The sequence below is a fragment of the Kibdelosporangium philippinense genome (assembly GCF_021390435.2).
In the GTDB taxonomy this organism is placed as follows: Bacteria; Actinomycetota; Actinomycetes; order Mycobacteriales; family Pseudonocardiaceae; genus Kibdelosporangium; species Kibdelosporangium philippinense.
Genome location: NZ_JAJVCN010000002.1, coordinates 2,584,717 through 2,601,261, shown reverse-complemented (window position 1 = coordinate 2,601,261; position 16,545 = coordinate 2,584,717). Strand labels below are relative to the sequence as shown.

Sequence of the window (16,545 nt, the reverse complement as noted above, 5' to 3'; positions counted from 1 at the left end):
GTGTTGTGTCCCAAGGGATTCGCTCTGGGAACGAGACCCAGTCAACCCTCCGCCGTACATGATCGACAAGAACGTGCGAACGATTGCCCGCACTTGACCGGGTGCGCGAGGTCCATTACCAAACGGCATCGCTGCGGGTCTTGGACAGCGCGCGCGTGCACTCACCACCATCGACGCATGACTGATGACGGCAAGGTGAGCAGGCGTGTACTTCTGGCGGGAGCGGGCGCGGCTGCCGGATTGACCGCGACCACTGGCACAGCAGCGGCCCAGGAAGCCACAACGGAATTACGCGGCCAGGTGGCGCTGGTGACCGGGGCCGCACGTGGAATCGGCCGCGCCACATGTATCGCGCTGGCCAAGGCGGGCGCGAACATCGTGGCCGTGGACATCGCGTCGACCAACGCGATCCGCGTCGACTACCCGCTCGGCTCCGAGGCCGAGTTGAACGAGACCGTGCGCAAGGTGCGGTCGCTGGGCAGGCGCGCGTTGGCGGTCAAAGCCGATGTGCGCGACGCGGGTCGGATGATCGAGGTAGCACGCCAGGCAGTGCGTGAGCTGGGGCGTCTGGACATCGCCGTGCCGAACGCGGGCATCAACACCTACGCGCCACTGGCCGACATGCCAGCGCGGCAGTTCGCCGACGTGATCGACGTGAACCTGACCGGTGTCGCCAACACCATGCGCGCGGTCATCCCGCATCTGGTGGCACGCAAGAGCGGGTCGATCATCGTCGTCTCGTCGAGCGAAGGACGCCATGGCGCGCCCCAGCTCTCGCACTACCAGGCGGCGAAATGGGGCGTGATGGGCCTGGTCAAGGGGGTCGCGACCGAGGTCGGACCGTCGGGCGTGCGCGTTAGTGGCGTCGCGCCAACAGGCGTGCGGACGCCGATGGTGCTCAACGAGGCCACCTACAAGTGGGCAGGCGGCACCGGGCCCGAGGACCTGGAGAAGGCGCTGCGCGGGTACAACACGCAGCCGGTCGGCCTGATCGAGCCGGAGGATGTGGCCGACGCTATCGCGTTCCTGGCATCCCCACGCGCCCGTTACGTGTCGGGCACGATCCTTGACGTCACGGCGGGTGCGAGCGCCCGCTGGAGCTCCTAGTCCACTTCGGACAGCTCTTTGACCACGTCGGCGAAGGCGGCGACCAGCGGATTCGTGCTGGTCGCCGGTCGCGCCAGGGCGATCCGCAGCGGCGGGATGTCGGTGATCGGCCGCCACACCAGATCGGGACGGGCGTAGTAGGCGGCCATCGATTCCGGGCCGATGCAGACCGCCGCGCCCGCGGCGACGTGCTCAAGCATTTCCTCGACGTTGTCGTTCTCCGGCCCCCACAGGGGTTCCGATCCGTCCGGCCGCGGGTTCACCGCCCACCAGTCCACCCAGTGCTTTGGCGCCTTGCGTGTCCACATCAGCGGCTCGTCCTTCAGGTCCATGATGGACACGCTGTCCTTCGCCGCCAGCCGGTGCGTCGCGGAGAATCCGACCAGCCGCTGCTCGACCGCGACGATTTCGGTGTGCAGCCCGGTCGTGTCGGCAGGCAGCCACAGAAACGCCGTATCCACCAGGCCATCGCGCAGTGCGGCCACTTCACCGCCCCAGTCGAAGCGCTTCGGCTCGATCGTGACGTCCGGGTGACGTGCGGCGAAGGTCGTTCGAGCCTTTGTTGTCAGTGGGCCAGCACCAGTCGCTTCGAACCCGATCCGCAGCACGCGCGACTCCACCGCGGCGATGCCACGTGCCGTGCGCTGCGCGGCTTGCCACTGCGCGATGATGCCCTTCGCGATGGGCAGCAGCGCGTCGCCCGCCGCCGTCAGGCTGACCTCCCTGCTGGTCCGTTCGAACAGGTTGATCTTCAGATCCACCTCGAGCTGACGGATCTGCCTGCTGAGCGCCGGTTGCGAGACGAACAGCTGCTCGGCGGCTCGCGTGAAGCTCAAATGCTCGGCAACGGCCACGAAATAACGCAGGACGCGAGTGTCGACGTCCATGGTCTTGTCCCCCTAGGTACGTGATCTATGCAGTCAGCGTATGACCAAGGGTCTTGGACTTGCGTGAAGTTCCCGTGATTTCTTGATCGTGCAGGGCTTACCGGTCCAGACCAGGAGGACCTTCCATGACTGACTCGCGGGTGTGGTTGATCACCGGCTGCTCTTCGGGGCTCGGCCGGGCGATCGCGCAAGAAGCGCTTGCCGCTGGCGACACTGTCGTCGCCACGGCGCGCAACGTCGACGCTCTCAGCGAACTGGCCTCCCTGGCACCGGATCACGTCACGCCGTTGCGGTTAGACGTCACCAACAGCACCGAGATCGCCAACGCCGTGCAGGACACCATCACCTGGCACGGCCGTATCGACGTACTGGTGAACAACGCAGGCCACGGCTTCATCGGCGCCGCCGAGGAAACACCGGACGCCGAACTGCGCGCACTACTGGATGTCCATGTGCACCGTCCGATCGCGCTGACCCGGGCGGTACTGCCGCACATGCGGGGCAGGCGCAGCGGCGCGATCGTGCAGATGTCCAGCATGGGCGGCCAGGTGGTCTGGCCAGGCTTTTCGGCCTACTGCACGGCGAAGTTCGCCCTGGAGGGCTACTCCGAGGGCCTCGCGGCCGAAGTGGCGCAGTTCGGCATCAAGGTGCTGATCCCCGAACCCGGTGCGTTCCGTACCGGCTTCGCGGGCACACCGCTGCGCTGGGGCACGCCGATCCCGGACTACGACGACGTGATGGAACCACTCCGCAAGCAGATCCGCGGCATGGACGGCACCCAACCGGGCGACCCGGTGAAAGCCGCCGCCGCGATCCGCGCCGCGCTCGACGCCGACAACACTCCCCTGCGTCTCGTGCTCGGCACGGACGCCTACGAGGCGATCACGGCGCGGCTGGACACCCTGCACACCGAGCTGGACACGTGGCGAGCGACATCGCTCGGCACGGACCTCGATCCGCACGGCCAAGCTGAGCCGTGCCCATGAATTTGGAGAAACCATGTCTACCAATGTCGACGCGGTCGACACTGGGGTTGCTGGGAGTTCGTCCCAGAATCCACGCTGGCTGGCGGTTGTGGTATTGGCTGCCGCCTTGGCACTCGACGCCGGTGGCGTCGCGGTGGTCAACGCAGCGCTGCCTGTCATTGGGCAGGAACTGGGTATCGACAGTTCTGGTCTGCAGTGGACTATGACCTCGTACGCGGTTACGTTCGCTGGGTTCTTGCTGTTCGGCGGGCGGGCGGCTGATGTGCTTGGACGTCGCCGGGTTTTCGCTTTGGGCGTTGGGTTGTTCACGTTGGCGACCGTCCTGGCCGCTGTTGCTCCGACGGCTGCCGTGTTGATGGTCGCTCGGGCTTTGCAGGGTGTGGGGGCGGCTTTGTCTGGTCCCGCGTCCTTGGCTCTGTTGACTGAGATGTTTCCTGAGGGGCCGCAACGGAACAAGGCACTTGCTGTTTATACGTCCGTTGGGGCTTCCAGCTTCAGCGCGGGTGTTGTGATCGGCGGTGTGCTGACTGACTTGTTCAGCTGGCGTGCGGTGTTCGTGTTCAATGTGGTCATTGGGCTCGCTGTGCTGCTTATGGTCAAGTCTGTGTTGCCTCAGGGCAACCGGACTCGGCAGCCGCTGGATACTGTTGGCGCTGCTGCCGTGACCGGTGGTCTTTTACTGGCGGTGTTTGGGTTCAGTCAGGCTCATCACGCTGGTTGGACCTCTGTGAGTACTTATGGCTCACTGGTGTTGTCTGTTGTGTTGCTGGTTGGCTTTGTGCTGTGGGAGCGTCGGGTGGCGAACCCTCTGCTGTCGCTTGGGATTTTCCGGATTCGTACGGTGACTGCTGCTACCGTGGCCGCGGTTACGTTCTTCACCGCGGTGTTGGGTGTGCTGTTCTTCGCACCTCTTTATTTGCAAGGGATGCTGGGGTACACGCCGCTGCAGTCCGGGCTCGCGATCTTGCCCATGGGCATGATTGTCGTGGTCAGTTCGAACATCGCTGGGCGCATGATGGCCCGTGTTGGACAACGGCCGCTTCTGCTGCTTGGATTGTTCCTGATCGCTGCGGGCCTGGGCCTGTGGGCGTTGACTCCGCTTGAGGGTTCGTACTGGCTGCACGTCTTTCCTGCCGTGGCTACTATGAGCGTTGGCCAGGGTGTCGCGTTCGCCGGTCTGACCGCGGCTTCGCTGACCGGTGTGGCTCAACACGAGCATGGTGTTGCTGGTGGTTTGAACGTGACCGCTCAGCAGCTTGGCGGCAGTGTTGGTGTCGCGGCCCTGGTTACTTTGGCCGCGTCGGCCGGTTCTCCTGGCACGGCCGCGGGCGTGCTCGGTGGCTATCACGTTGCTTATCTTGCGGCGGTTGGCGTATTGCTAGTCGGCATCGCGGTTATCGCGGTGTTGCTGCGCCGTCGCACCTGACTAGGGGCAACCGCGTTCCCACACTTCCCCCCTCTGGGGAACGCGGCGACTGGGTGCATCTTCCACTGCACCGTCCCCTTCTCCGGCCCGGAGGCAAGCCCTGACCTCCGGGCCGGAGAACCCCTTCCCCACTGATAGAAGGATTCACGGAAATGCGGATACACCTTGCCGTCGCGACGGTGTTCTTGTTAGCGGCTTGCGGCACCACCTCACCACCGCCAACGACGAACCAGCCGCCGCCGGTCGTGACTTCCGGCAGCAGCGCACCCTCGGTCGACGAGACCTTGTCCGAAGCGGACCGTGCTGCCGCACCTGGTGTGGCGCAACGGTTCTTGGACGCGGCGAATGCGGGCGACTCGGCTGGGGTCGCGGCGACCTTTGCCGAGAACGCCCGCTTCGACAGCGTCGGCCGGATCTATCCGTCTCGAAAGGACATCATGGACCGCTTCCTCGACCCCGAGGTGATCAGGGTCGGCGGGAAGTATGAGGCCACCGGTACCCGGTGGGATGGCAACCGGTACGTCGTGGACTACAAGTTCACTACCCGCGGTGGCGGCGGGGAGACGTTCAACTACGCGTACTTGGTGCGGGAGGGTCTAATCCAGGACGTTATCGGGAGGTACTGAGGTAGGTCGTGAGTGGTTAGCCGGGTTAGAACGCGGCTAACCACTCACGAGCTTTGACCTCGCGTTTTGCCATGGGCAGGCGCGGGGTTTTTTCATGTCCTTGGTGACATCTTCGTTCAGTCGGCGGAGTAGGCGGGCGTTCCTCGTCCACGGCGGGCATCGCTGTCAGGCTTGTCTCAGGGGAGATTCCCTTCTGCCGAAAGGACAATCATGGATACCCGCCAGATCGTCGACAGCTGGTACGACGCCATCGGCCGTGGCGACATGAACGCCATCACCGCTGGCCTCTCGCCATCCATCGTTCTCGAGTTGCCGGAAGACCAGTGGAACAAGGTGATTCCATATCTGGGCACGCACGTCGGCCTGAACGAGGTCGCCGAGGCGTTCCGGATCCGTGCCGAGACGACCGAAGTCCTTGACTACGGGCTGCGTGGGCTGTTCGTGGACGGGAACACGGCGTGCGCGGTCGTCTACACCAAGGGCCGCCACACCCGCACGAAGGTGCTGTTCGAGATCGAGGACATGCACAAACTGGTCCTCAACGACCAAGGCAAGATCACCCACTGGAAGGTCTACTTCGACCCGAACACCGAGGTCAACGCCTTCAACGCGGACCGCGAGCAGCGCCTCTACCAGGCTGCGGCGCGCGGTGACGCCAAGGAAACCCAGGAGCTGCTGGACTTCGGCGGCGACCCCAACCAGCACGACCAGGAATCCGGGCTGACGCCGTTGATGGCCGCCGCAGTCCGCGGTGACGACACGGTCATCCGGACGCTGCTGTCCGGCGGCGCGGACGTGCTGGTCACCGAGCGGTCCGGCCAGACCGCGCTGCACAAGGCAGCGGAGAACGGCAACACAGAGACCGTCAGAGCCCTTGTCCGTGCAGGTTCCATTGTGGACGCGCCAGTCGCGACGACTGGTCAGACGCCGCTGCACATCGCGGTCCGTCACGGCAACGCGGAAGCCGCAAGGGTTCTGCTGGAGTCGGGAGCACGCCCGGACGCGACGGACCACCTTGGCCGTACCCCGCAGGACCTGGCGCGTGAGCTGCTGGCGCCGGAGGTCGTGGGAGCCCTCTTCGCATGAAGGCAACAGAACGTCTCGTAGTCGAGGACGTGTCGCCAACGCTCGGCCGCCATCCCGCGAAAGCCGCTGTGGGCGAACACATCCCGATCTCGGCAACCGTGTGGCGCGAAGGACATGACGCCGTAGCAGCAACTGTGGTGTGGCGTGGCCCGGACGGCGCGGGCTTCGAGTACCACATGAACCCAGACAACCTGGGTCTGGACCGTTGGCACACCACAGTCATCCCGGATCGTGAAGGCGCGTGGACGTTCCGCGTTGACGCGTGGAGCGACCCGTGGACAACATGGCGCCACGCGATAGAAGCAAAACTGCAGACCAAGCAAGGCGTGACCGAGTTGGCCAACGACCTGGCCGCTGGCGTGCAGTTGCTGAACCGTGCGGCCCGAAAGCGGCGTCGCCGCAACGACAAGACCCTCCTACGCGCAGCAGCCGCGTCTTTGCTCGACGATGAATCGCCGCTAGCGCAACGAGTCGCTCCCGCTATGTCCGATGTGGTCAATCAAGCCATGCGCGAGCAGCCGGTGCGCGAACTGGTCAGTCGAGGCACACAGCACACGGTGTGGGTGGACCGCGAGCGTGCGCGATTCTCCGCGTGGTACGAGATGTTCCCGCGATCCACCGGTGGCTGGGATGACAACGGCGAGCCGGTGCACGGAACCTTTGCCACAGCCGCGAAGGAACTAAGGCGTATCGCGGACATGGGCTTCGATGTGGTCTACTTGCCGCCGATCCACCCGATCGGCGAGGTGAACCGCAAGGGCCGCAACAACAGTGTGACCGCGCAGCCCGACGATGTCGGCTCGCCTTGGGCGATCGGATCCAAGTACGGCGGCCACGACGCCGTACACCCAGCACTGGGCACAATGGACGATTTCCACAAGTTCGTTGTCCAGGCACAGGAACTCGGCCTTGAAGTCGCCTTGGATCTGGCATTGCAGTGCGCGCCGGACCATCCTTGGGTAGCCGATCATCCGGAGTGGTTCACCACGCGCGCGGACGGCTCGATCGCGTTCGCCGAAAACCCGCCGAAGCGATACGAAGACATCTACCCTCTCAACTTCGACAACGACCCCGATGGCCTCTACGACGAGGTGCTCAGGGTGGTCGAACACTGGATCGACTGCGGCGTACGAGTGTTCCGAGTGGACAACCCGCACACCAAGCCACCGGACTTCTGGCACTGGCTGATCTGGCGGGTCAAGCAAACCCACCCGGACGTCCTGTTCCTGTCCGAGTCTTTCACCCGGCCCGCACGGCTGTATGGCCTGTCGCGCCTCGGTTTCACCCAACACTATTCGTACTTCACTTGGCGTACAGCCAAAGCCGAGCTGACTGAGTTCGGCGAAAGCCTGGTCGAACACGCGGACGAAGGCACGCCAAACCTGTTCGTGAACACGCCAGACATCCTGCACGAGTCGTTGCAACACGGCGGCCCAGCCATGTTCGCACTGCGCGCGGCCCTAGCAGCCACGCTCTCGCCATCATGGGGCGTCTATTCAGGATACGAGCTCTACGAACACCAAGCCGTACGTGAAGGCAGCGAAGAATACCTCGACTCGGAAAAATACGAGCTGCGCCCACGAAACCTCGAAGACGCCCCACTGCGGCCCTGGCTGACCCGGCTCAACGAGATCCGCCGAGCCCTTCCGGCACTGCGGCAGCTTCGGACACTGCGATTCCACCACGTCGACAACGACGCCTTGATCGCCTACTCCAAGACCGATCCGGCGACCGGGAACGTCGTGATCTGCGTGGTCACGCTCGACCCCATCAACGTGCAAGAAGGAACCGTGACGCTGGAAGCAATGCCGGAAACGTTCAGCGCCAAGGACGAGGTCAGCGGCGAGACATTCACGTGGGGCCGCTCCAACTACGTCAAGCTCGACCCGCAGCGCGCGGTCGCACACATCATCTCGGCAGGTGAACAGTGAAATCGGCACGGCCGCTGCCGCAAGACCCTGACTGGTTCAAACGCGCGGTGTTCTACGAGGTGCTCGTGCGGGCTTTCCAAGACTCGAACAACGATGGCACAGGCGACCTGCGCGGCCTGGCCGAGAAGCTGGACTACATCCAGTGGCTCGGCGTTGACTGCCTCTGGTTGCCGCCGTTCTACGCCTCGCCACTGCGTGACGGCGGCTACGACATCTCCGATTTCCGCGCCGTGCTCCCGGAATTCGGCACTGTCGAGGACTTCGTGTACCTTTTGGACGAAGCACACAAGCGCGGCATCCGGGTGATCACCGACCTGGTGATGAACCACACCTCGGACGCGCACCCGTGGTTCCAGGCGTCCCGGTCCGATCCGGACGGTCCGTTCGGGGACTACTACGTGTGGAGCGACGACGACTCCAAGTACTCCGACGCGCGGATCATCTTCGTCGACACGGAGACCTCCAACTGGACCTACGACCCGGTGCGCGGCCAGTTCTTCTGGCACCGGTTCTTCTCCCACCAGCCGGACCTCAACTACGAGAACCCTGCTGTCGGTGAGGCCATGTTGGACGTCCTGCGGTTCTGGCTGGACCTGGGGATCGACGGCTTCCGGCTGGACGCCGTGCCCTACCTGTTCGAAGAAGAGGGCACCAGCAGCGAAAATCTGCCCGCGACCCACGATTTCCTCAGGCTGTGCCGCAAGGTCGTCGATGACGAGTATCCCGGCCGGGTCCTGCTCGCCGAGGCCAACCAGTGGCCGTCGGACGTGATCGCGTACTTCGGGGATCCGGAAGTGGGCGGCGACGAATGCCACATGGCCTTCCATTTTCCGTTGATGCCAAGGATTTTCATGGCTGTCCGGCGGGAGTCCCGGCTGCCGATCTCGGAGATCCTCGCGCAGACGCCGCCGATTCCTTCTGGTGCGCAGTGGGGCATCTTCCTGCGTAACCACGACGAGCTGACCCTGGAAATGGTCACCGACGAGGAACGCGACTACATGTACGCGGAATACGCCAAAGATCCGCGGATGAAGGCGAACATCGGCATCCGCAGGCGCCTCGCTCCGCTCCTCGAAAACGACCGTGACCAGCTGGAACTGTTCACTGCGATGCTGCTGTCGCTCCCGGGATCGCCTGTTCTGTACTACGGCGACGAAATCGGTATGGGCGACAACATCTGGCTCGGCGACCGGGACAGCGTCCGTACGCCCATGCAGTGGACTCCGGACCGCAATGCAGGATTCTCATCGACTGACCCCGGGCGCCTGTACCTGCCGGTGATCGCCGACCCTGTTTACGGTCATCAGGGCGTGAATGTCGAGGCGCAGCTGAACACGTCGTCCTCGCTGCTGCATTGGACGCGGCGGATGCTGGCGGTTCGCCGTGAGCATCCCGCGTTCGGAATGGGCACCTTCAGCGAGCTGACGTGCGCGAACCCGAGTGTGCTCGCGTACATCCGGGAGCTGGACGGCGACATCTTGTTGTGCGTCAACAACTTGTCACGTTTCCCGCAGCAGGCGACGTTCGATCTTTCCTCCTATGCGGGCAGCCTTCCGGTGGAGTTGACGGGAGGCGTGGTGTTCGCGCCCATCGAATCCACGCCGTACCGGCTGACCTTGCCTGGCTACGGCTTCTACTGGCTCGCGATCCATCGGATGGGAGCCGACCGATGAGCGAGCTGCGGCCACGGTTGGAGCGCGCGCTGGCCGCGTGGCTGCCGTGGCAACGGTGGTCCGGCGGGCAAGGGCGGCTGGTCGACACCGTCGACGTTGTGGAGATGACGGAACTGGTCGACCGGCGCCCGTCCGGTGGCCCTTTGGGCCTGCTGACCGTGGCCGAGGTGCGGTTCGCCGACGGCGGCACCGGGCGATACCAGGTGCCTATCGGTGTGCGCAGGACGTTGCCCGACCGGCTCGCGCCTGCTGTTCTGGCTGGGTTCGACGGGTGCGTGGTGTACGACGCGACCGGCGACACTGAGCTGTGCGAGCTGATGCTGCAGCTCATCGGGCAGAACGGGCGGCGTGCCGAGATCCGGTTCGTGCCCGAGCCGAGCAGCGGGTTCAGCGGCGCCAGCAGGCGTGGCCTGACCGGGCGTCCGGTCTCCGCTGAGCAGTCCAACACGTCGATCGTGTTCGGCGACCGGTACATCCTCAAGCTCTACCGACGGCTTGAGGACGGCGTGAACCCGGATCTCGAAGCGCACCGGGCGTTACGCCGCTCGCCACACATCGCGCAACTGCTGGGTTCCATCGAGGGACCGGGCACAACGTTCGGGATGCTCCAGTCGTTCGCGGCTGGAGCCGCCGAGGGCTGGCAGATGGCTTTGACCAGCGTTCGCGACCTGTTCGCCACCGCGGACGTGTCGCCTGCCACCGCGGGCGCCGACTTCGCCGCCGAGGCACATCGGCTCGGCGGCGCCGTGGCTGCCGTACACGCCGATCTGGCGCGAGAGTTGGGTTCCGCTTCGGTTAATGCCAGCACGCTCGATCTCGCCGTGCGCCTCGACTCTTCGATCGCTTCCGTTCCCGCGTTGCGGCCTTACGCATCGCGGATCCGCACGGCCTTGCAGCTCGCTGGACCTGTCGCGGTGCAACGCATTCACGGGGACTTGCATCTGGGGCAGGTGTTGCGTACGCCGAAGACGTGGCTGGTGATCGACTTCGAGGGTGAGCCCGCGGCGCCGATCGCGGACCGTGTCGCGTTGCAGTCGCCCTTGCGGGATGTGGCGGGCATGCTGCGCTCCTTCGACTACGCCGCACAACACCAACTCCGGCTGTTCCCCGGACACCTGCGCGACAAGGCCGAGGAGTGGACCGAGCACAACCGCACGGCCTTCTGCGCGGGATACGCCGAGGTCGCGGGCTATGACCCGGCTGCGCAGAATCGCCTGCTCACCGCGTTCGAACTGGAGAAAGCGGTCTACGAGGCCGTGTACGAGACCCGCAATCGGCCGGACTGGGTTGACATTCCGCTCCGCGCCGTGCGCCGACTGGTGGGGGACGCATGACAACGTCTATTTTGGACATTGGCGCACCGGACACCATCCAGGTGGACCGGCTACTCAGTGGCACACACCGCAATCCACACCGGGTTCTAGGCAGTCACCCCCGGCCGAGCGGCACTTTGGTGCGCGCCCTGAAACCGGGCGCATCCTCGGTCGCTGTGATCACAAAGGACGATCGGTACGACCTTTCCCCTGTCCGTGACGGGCTGTTCTCTGGTGTTGTGCCGGTCCGCCTGGCGGATTACCGTTTCGAGGTCACGTATTCCGATCGGGTCGAGCTTGCGGACGACCCCTATCGGTGGTTGCCGACCTTGGGCGAGTTCGACCTTCACCTGATCAGCGAGGGTCGTCACGAGCGGCTGTGGGACGTTCTCGGCGCGCACGTCACGACCATCGGCGGGGTTTCCGGCACCGCGTTTGCCGTGTGGGCACCCAATGCACAGGCTGTCCAGGTGCTGGATCTGCCGATGCGGCGCATGGACCCCGGCGTCTGGAAACTTTTCGTTCCTGGCGTCACCGCGGGTCAGCGCTATCGGTTCCGGATTCTCGGCAGCGACGGGCAGTGGCGGGACAAGGCAGATCCGCTCGCGTTCGCGGCCGATCTTCCGTCCTCAGTGGTGCATTCCTCGGACTACGTGTGGCAGGACTCGGATTGGCTGGCTACCAGGGATTCCACCGACTGGAGTCGTTCTCCGGTCAGCATCTACGAGGTGCATCTCGGCTCGTGGCGTCCCGGCCTTGACTACCGTGAACTCGCCTTGCAGCTGTCCGAATACGTGACCAGCCAGGGGTTCACGCACGTCGAACTCCTGCCGGTCGCCGAGCATCCCTACGGCGGTTCATGGGGCTATCAGGTCACTTCCTACTATGCCCCAACATCCCGGTTCGGCACACCCGACGACTTCAAGTACTTTGTGGACACACTGCACGCCAACGGTATCGGGGTGATCATGGACTGGGTACCCGCGCATTTTCCCCGTGACGACTGGGCATTGGCGCGCTTCGACGGACAGCCTCTCTACGAACACCCGGATCCACGCAAGGGCGAACATCCCGACTGGGGAACGTTGATTTTCGACTACGCCCGGCCAGAAGTACGGAACTTCCTCGTCGCCAACGCTTTGTTCTGGTTGGCGGAGTACCACATCGACGGGTTGCGCGTGGACGCCGTCGCCTCGATGCTGTACCTGGATTACTCACGCCCGGCCGGAGAGTGGGTGCCGAACCCCCATGGTGGGCGGGAAAACCTGGACGCCGTGCAGTTCCTCCAGGAACTCAATGCGACGGCGTACAAGAACCATCCTGGCGTGATGATGATCGCCGAGGACTCGACGACCTGGCCCGGTGTGACGCGTCCGACCGACTATGACGGCCTTGGCTTCGGGTTCAAGTGGAACATGGGCTGGATGCACGACGACCTGCGCTACTTCAGCCGTCCGTCCCGCTCCTCGTGGCAGGACGAGATCACGTTCTCGCTTTCCTATGCGTGGAGCGAGAATTTCATCCTGGCACTGTCACATGACGAGGTCGTGCACGGGAAAGGCTCGTTGTGGGAGCGGATGCCCGGTGACACGTCAGCGAAAGCAGCCAGCTTGCGATCATTGCTGGCTTTCATGTGGGCACATCCCGGCAAGCAGCTGCTGTTCATGGGCGGCGAGTTCGGGCAGCGCGCCGAATGGTCGGAGTTCGGCCTCGACTGGCACCTGCTGAACGACCCCGTGCACGCGGGCATCCACCAACTGGTTGCCGACCTGAACTCCCGCTACCGGTCAACGAAAGCCTTACACACCAACGATACCAGCCCGGACGGCTTCACATGGCTCGACGTGACCGGCGACGTCGTCGCGTTCCAACGCGACGGCGACGGGCCCACACTTGTCTGCGTGGCCAACCTGGGGCCCACGTTTTACGAGTCGTATCGCATCGGCCTGCCTCGCCACGGCCGCTGGCGCGAAGTGATCAACACCGACAGCGCCGCGTACCACGGTTCCAACATCGGCAACGGCGGCAGCGTCACCACTGAACCGGTTCCGTACCACGGTTGCCTCGCATCGGCCACGCTCACGCTGCCCCCTTTGGGCGTCCTGTGGCTTATGCCCGAAATCAATGCCGATCTGTAATCGCTGCAGGTATTGGACCTGTCACAGTGGGCGACCGTACGTTCGTGGCATGACGACCTCCGAGGACCAGACAGGCGTATCGCGAGCGGATCTGCTGCGTGGCGGCCTGGGACTGACAGCCGCAGTCGCCGCCGGATCGTTACTCACCGGCGGCACAGCAAACGCTTCAGGTGAGCGTGAACACCCGAACGTCCGTCTGATCAAGGACTACTACGAGGCGTACGGCTCAGGCGACCTGAACAGGCTGCGCCGCTTCTTCGCCAACGACATCAGGTGGACCATCCCCGGCCACCACCCCCTGTCGGGCACGAAGCAAGGGATCGACGAAGTACTGGCGTTCTTCCGTGAACTGGGCAAAGCCGGTTTCCGCGCGGAGACGGTATTCCTTGCCGCGGACGGAGACTGGGTCGTGGACCTGCACCGAGGCTGGAGCACCAAACCCCAAGGCCTCGACATCCTCTGGGCACTGGCCTTCCGTATCCGCAACAGGAAGATCGTCGAAGCGGTGAACTTCGCGGCAGACCAACACGCGGCAGACCAATACTTCTGGAAAACCTACAAACTGGCGCCCCTCCCAACCCGCCTCGCATAGCCAGAAGGAAAGGGAGCGCGTGTCCACCGTTCCGACACACCGTGTCCACCGTTCCGGAACAGTGTGTCCACCGTTGCGGCACACCGTGTCCACCGTTCCGACACCATGAAATCGCAATGCCAAGCCCGGCAAGGACATTTCACTGTGCCGGAATGGTCAACACGGCATGCCGGAGTGGTGGACACACCCTTCCGCAACGGTGGACACGGCCTTCAGGAACGGTGGACACGGTGAGCTGGAGTGTTGGACACACCCTAGGCGGGTTAGTCGTCTTCGGGGGCTTCTTCGGCTAGGGCTATCAGGTCGTCGGCGAAGTCCGGGTCCGCTACCGCTTGCTTCGCCACCAGGTCGACCAGTTGGTCGAACGTCAGCGCTGCCGCGAGTTCGGCGAAACGTTCCTCGTCGTCATCGTCGTCCTGCTCGATGACGGAGGTGAAGGGAATGCCGTCCTCAAGGGCGGCGAGGGTCACGGCCACCGCGTGCCCGCAGAGCGGGGCCTCGGTGTCCTCGCAGTCGCACTCGCCGGTCAGGACGCCGTTGACCACGCCGACCCAGACGTCGTACTCCTTGCGGGCGGAGTCGAGCACCGTTGCCACTACGCCGCCGTCGTCCTGGCCGAGTTCGAAGACCCGGCCCTGGTCGAGGTGTTCCCGCCCGATTCGGGCGAGGTCCGGTCCCACCAACAAGGACACTGTGTCGGCATCAAGTCGTACAGCCACCGGGTCATCCAACACCACTACGCAACCCTCTGTGAGCACGGTTTGCTCACAGAGGGTTGAACAGCGGATATTCAGTGCAGCACGGCCGGCTTGAGCACGAACTTGCCGTAGGCCCTCAGGTACTCGTCCCGCACTTTGTCGTAGTCGATGTAGTACGCCCACGGCAGGTCATGCAGGTGATCACGCATCGCGACGAGGTGCGCGCGTGCCCTGGCCGGGTCCGCAGCCAGCACGTATGCCGCGGCGAAGGCGTTGTGCGCCTCCAGGGCACGCGGGTGCTGGCGCGGGATGGCGACCATCCACTTGTCCGCCGCGGTGTCGATCTCCGCGCGGACCTTCGAGAAGTACGTGTTCGGCAGCATCGCCGCCTTGAACGTGTGTTTGTTCTCGATCAGGTCCTGCAGGTCGGCGAGCAGGACCTCGAAGTGGGCGAGCGGGATCATCGCCGCGAGCGGATCGCCGTGCGGTGCCGCGTCAACACTCAACCGGGCGAACGCGAGCATCTCCTCGTGTGAACCGCCCCATTTCTTGGCGAGGATCTGCAGTCGCGTGTAGTACGCCGGATAGAGCGTCCCGGTACGGGACGTGATCTCGCGCCAGATCGCGTCGAGCTCGTCCCGACCGGCCTGCAAACCCTGTGCGGCACGCTGCATTTCCGCCCATGGCACGGCGTCCTGCGGCAGCCCTTCGGCGGCTTGGTGCAACGGATGGACCGCTTTACGCAAGGTGGCGAAGAACATTCGAAACCGGTCATCACCGACCGAACTGGCCCAGCCGTGGCCGCGGATCGCCCATCCCTCCTGGATGAAGGTCGATCCAGCAAGCAGCCACATGTCCGGATCATCAGTGCTGTACGCGGTTTCCAGCAATGCTTCCGCCTTGCCGACCAAGGTCTCCGCGAGCACCCTGACCCGCAACGCCCGAACTTCCGGTTTCCTGCGGCACTGTCCGAGCACGGAAAGCGCCGCAGCCAACTCCCCTGTCTTCACCGCAGCGTCCAGATCCGCATCGTCGTATGTGTGCCCTTGGATGACAGCACGCTGCGGCAGCCCGGACTTTCTCCGGCTGAATAACCCCATTCGGTTACTTTACGCGCACAACCAGTTTCCTTGTAGCGCAATCGTGTTGTGCGCCAAATGGATCCTGTCCAATTCGTACACTCGGTGTACCGCGTTGCGTTACCCCTGACGTAATCGCCCCGGTTCCCCAAGCGCCGTAGCGTGGAGACGTGACATTGACGCAACGACCCGTCGGTGAACTGCTCAGAGGGTGGCGGGAGCAGCGCAGGCTCAGCCAACTCGACCTGTCCATCCAGGCCGACATCTCGACACGGCACCTGAGCTTCGTGGAGACCGGCCGGTCGGCGCCGAGCCGCGAGATGGTGCTGCATCTGGCCGACGAGCTGGACGTGCCGTTGCGTGACCGCAACCGCCTGCTGCTCGCGGCCGGATACGCGCCGGTCTACGGCGAAACTCCGTTGGACGCGCCCGAAATGGCGCCGGTGAAGTCGGCCGTGCGCCGGATCCTCGCCGGGCACGAACCGTATCCGGCAGCCGTGATCGACCGCCGCTGGAACCTCGTCGACAGCAACGCCGCGACCGCGCTGTTCACTGAGGACGTGGCACCGCAGCTGTTGAAACCGCCGATGAACGTGCTGCGGCTGAGCCTGCACCCGGACGGGATGGCGCCGCGGATCCGCAACCTGGGCGAGTGGCGGGCGCACCTGCTCGGCAGGCTTCGGCGCGAGATCGCGGTGACCGCCGACGCTGGTTTGCAGGAGCTCTACAAGGAGCTGGTCGCGTACCCGTGCGACGATCCTGAGCCCCATTTGGACACCGACGTGGTGGTGTCGTTGCGTATGACGCACAAAGGCACGGAATTGGCTTTCCTGAGCGTGATCGCGACCTTTGGCACACCGGCCGACATCACGGTCGCCGAGCTCGCGATCGAGTCTTTCTTCCCGGCCGATGACGTCACTGCCGAGTTCCTTCGGGGGATTCGCTAGATCACCTCTCGACAGCGGACCCATGCGCAATGTCTACTCGGTTGCGCACGCAACGA

The 16,545-nt window shown here is 64.4% G+C and carries 14 protein-coding genes; 11 read left to right on the top strand and 3 right to left on the bottom strand.

Annotated features, from left to right (window positions below):
* Nucleotides 1-177 precede the first annotated feature (177 nt).
* Complete coding sequence (locus tag LWC34_RS30890) at nt 178-1,107, top strand: mycofactocin-coupled SDR family oxidoreductase (RefSeq protein ID WP_233728575.1); 930 nt, start codon at nt 178-180, stop codon at nt 1,105-1,107.
* On the opposite strand, the gene LWC34_RS30885 is transcribed toward LWC34_RS30890, so the two are convergent.
* On the bottom strand, nt 1,104-1,994 hold the full coding sequence (locus LWC34_RS30885; protein ID WP_233728574.1) for a LysR family transcriptional regulator: 891 nt from the start codon (nt 1,992-1,994) through the stop codon (nt 1,104-1,106). The two genes, LWC34_RS30890 and LWC34_RS30885, sit on opposite strands and share 4 nt — an antisense overlap.
* 125 nt (nt 1,995-2,119) lie before the next feature.
* On the opposite strand from LWC34_RS30885, the gene LWC34_RS30880 reads away from it, so the two are divergent.
* From LWC34_RS30880 to LWC34_RS30840, 9 genes are all read left to right on the top strand, one after another.
* The gene (locus LWC34_RS30880; RefSeq protein WP_233728573.1) at nt 2,120-2,980 is read left to right on the top strand and encodes an oxidoreductase; all 861 of its coding nucleotides are present in this window, start codon (nt 2,120-2,122) and stop codon (nt 2,978-2,980) included.
* A gap of 13 nt (nt 2,981-2,993) precedes the next feature.
* Complete coding sequence (locus LWC34_RS30875) at nt 2,994-4,406, top strand: MFS transporter (protein WP_233728572.1); 1,413 nt, start codon at nt 2,994-2,996, stop codon at nt 4,404-4,406.
* 152 nt (nt 4,407-4,558) lie between these two features.
* Nucleotides 4,559-5,032 carry a nuclear transport factor 2 family protein gene (locus LWC34_RS30870; RefSeq protein ID WP_233728571.1) on the top strand — a complete coding sequence of 158 codons (474 nt, stop codon included), beginning with the start codon at nt 4,559-4,561 and terminating at the stop codon, nt 5,030-5,032.
* Nucleotides 5,033-5,242: 210 nt separating this feature from the next.
* Complete coding sequence (locus LWC34_RS30865) at nt 5,243-6,118, top strand: ankyrin repeat domain-containing protein (RefSeq protein ID WP_233728570.1); 876 nt, start codon at nt 5,243-5,245, stop codon at nt 6,116-6,118.
* Nucleotides 6,115-8,049, top strand: a complete 1,935-nt coding sequence (locus LWC34_RS30860) for a maltotransferase domain-containing protein (RefSeq protein WP_233728569.1) — start codon at nt 6,115-6,117, stop codon at nt 8,047-8,049. Before LWC34_RS30865 ends, LWC34_RS30860 begins: the two co-directional genes overlap by 4 nt.
* Nucleotides 8,046-9,722, top strand: a complete 1,677-nt coding sequence (gene treS, locus LWC34_RS30855) for a maltose alpha-D-glucosyltransferase (protein ID WP_233728568.1) — start codon at nt 8,046-8,048, stop codon at nt 9,720-9,722. The genes LWC34_RS30860 and treS overlap by 4 nt, the downstream gene beginning before the upstream one ends.
* Nucleotides 9,719-11,056, top strand: coding sequence for a maltokinase N-terminal cap-like domain-containing protein (locus LWC34_RS30850; RefSeq protein WP_233728567.1), 1,338 nt, complete (start codon nt 9,719-9,721; stop codon nt 11,054-11,056). The genes treS and LWC34_RS30850 overlap by 4 nt, the downstream gene beginning before the upstream one ends.
* Nucleotides 11,053-13,173: a 1,4-alpha-glucan branching protein GlgB gene (gene glgB, locus LWC34_RS30845; protein WP_233728566.1), complete on the top strand. Its 2,121-nt coding sequence runs from the start codon at nt 11,053-11,055 to the stop codon at nt 13,171-13,173. The genes LWC34_RS30850 and glgB overlap by 4 nt, the downstream gene beginning before the upstream one ends.
* 49 nt (nt 13,174-13,222) lie before the next feature.
* Nucleotides 13,223-13,765 (top strand): nuclear transport factor 2 family protein, encoded by a 543-nt coding sequence (locus LWC34_RS30840; RefSeq protein WP_233728565.1) that lies wholly within the window; start codon nt 13,223-13,225, stop codon nt 13,763-13,765.
* Nucleotides 13,766-14,028: 263 nt separating this feature from the next.
* Here LWC34_RS30840 and LWC34_RS30835 read toward each other — a convergent pair whose 3' ends face one another.
* Together LWC34_RS30835 and LWC34_RS30830 are read right to left on the bottom strand one after the other, a co-directional pair.
* Nucleotides 14,029-14,484, bottom strand: coding sequence for a hypothetical protein (locus LWC34_RS30835; protein ID WP_233728564.1), 456 nt, complete (start codon nt 14,482-14,484; stop codon nt 14,029-14,031).
* 71 nt (nt 14,485-14,555) lie between these two features.
* The gene (locus tag LWC34_RS30830) at nt 14,556-15,563 is read right to left on the bottom strand and encodes a hypothetical protein (protein ID WP_233728563.1); all 1,008 of its coding nucleotides are present in this window, start codon (nt 15,561-15,563) and stop codon (nt 14,556-14,558) included.
* A gap of 149 nt (nt 15,564-15,712) precedes the next feature.
* Between LWC34_RS30830 and LWC34_RS30825 the strand changes: the two genes are divergently transcribed.
* Complete coding sequence (locus LWC34_RS30825; RefSeq protein WP_233728562.1) at nt 15,713-16,489, top strand: helix-turn-helix domain-containing protein; 777 nt, start codon at nt 15,713-15,715, stop codon at nt 16,487-16,489.
* The last annotated feature ends 56 nt before the right edge of the window (nt 16,490-16,545 follow it).

Excerpts from the sequence above, each read along its gene's own strand:
- LWC34_RS30850 (WP_233728567.1), top strand. The coding sequence starts at position 9,719 with ATGAGCGAGCTGCGGCCACGGTTGGAGCGCGCGCTGGCCGCGTGGCTG.
- LWC34_RS30870 (WP_233728571.1), top strand. The coding sequence starts at position 4,559 with ATGCGGATACACCTTGCCGTCGCGACGGTGTTCTTGTTAGCGGCTTGC.
- LWC34_RS30880 (WP_233728573.1), top strand. The coding sequence starts at position 2,120 with ATGACTGACTCGCGGGTGTGGTTGATCACCGGCTGCTCTTCGGGGCTC.
- LWC34_RS30840 (WP_233728565.1), top strand. The coding sequence starts at position 13,223 with ATGACGACCTCCGAGGACCAGACAGGCGTATCGCGAGCGGATCTGCTG.
- LWC34_RS30860 (WP_233728569.1), top strand. The coding sequence starts at position 6,115 with ATGAAGGCAACAGAACGTCTCGTAGTCGAGGACGTGTCGCCAACGCTC.
- LWC34_RS30890 (WP_233728575.1), top strand. The coding sequence starts at position 178 with ATGACTGATGACGGCAAGGTGAGCAGGCGTGTACTTCTGGCGGGAGCG.
- LWC34_RS30885 (WP_233728574.1), bottom strand. The coding sequence starts at position 1,994 with ATGGACGTCGACACTCGCGTCCTGCGTTATTTCGTGGCCGTTGCCGAG.
- glgB (WP_233728566.1), top strand. The coding sequence starts at position 11,053 with ATGACAACGTCTATTTTGGACATTGGCGCACCGGACACCATCCAGGTG.
- LWC34_RS30830 (WP_233728563.1), bottom strand. The coding sequence starts at position 15,563 with ATGGGGTTATTCAGCCGGAGAAAGTCCGGGCTGCCGCAGCGTGCTGTC.
- LWC34_RS30875 (WP_233728572.1), top strand. The coding sequence starts at position 2,994 with ATGTCTACCAATGTCGACGCGGTCGACACTGGGGTTGCTGGGAGTTCG.
- LWC34_RS30865 (WP_233728570.1), top strand. The coding sequence starts at position 5,243 with ATGGATACCCGCCAGATCGTCGACAGCTGGTACGACGCCATCGGCCGT.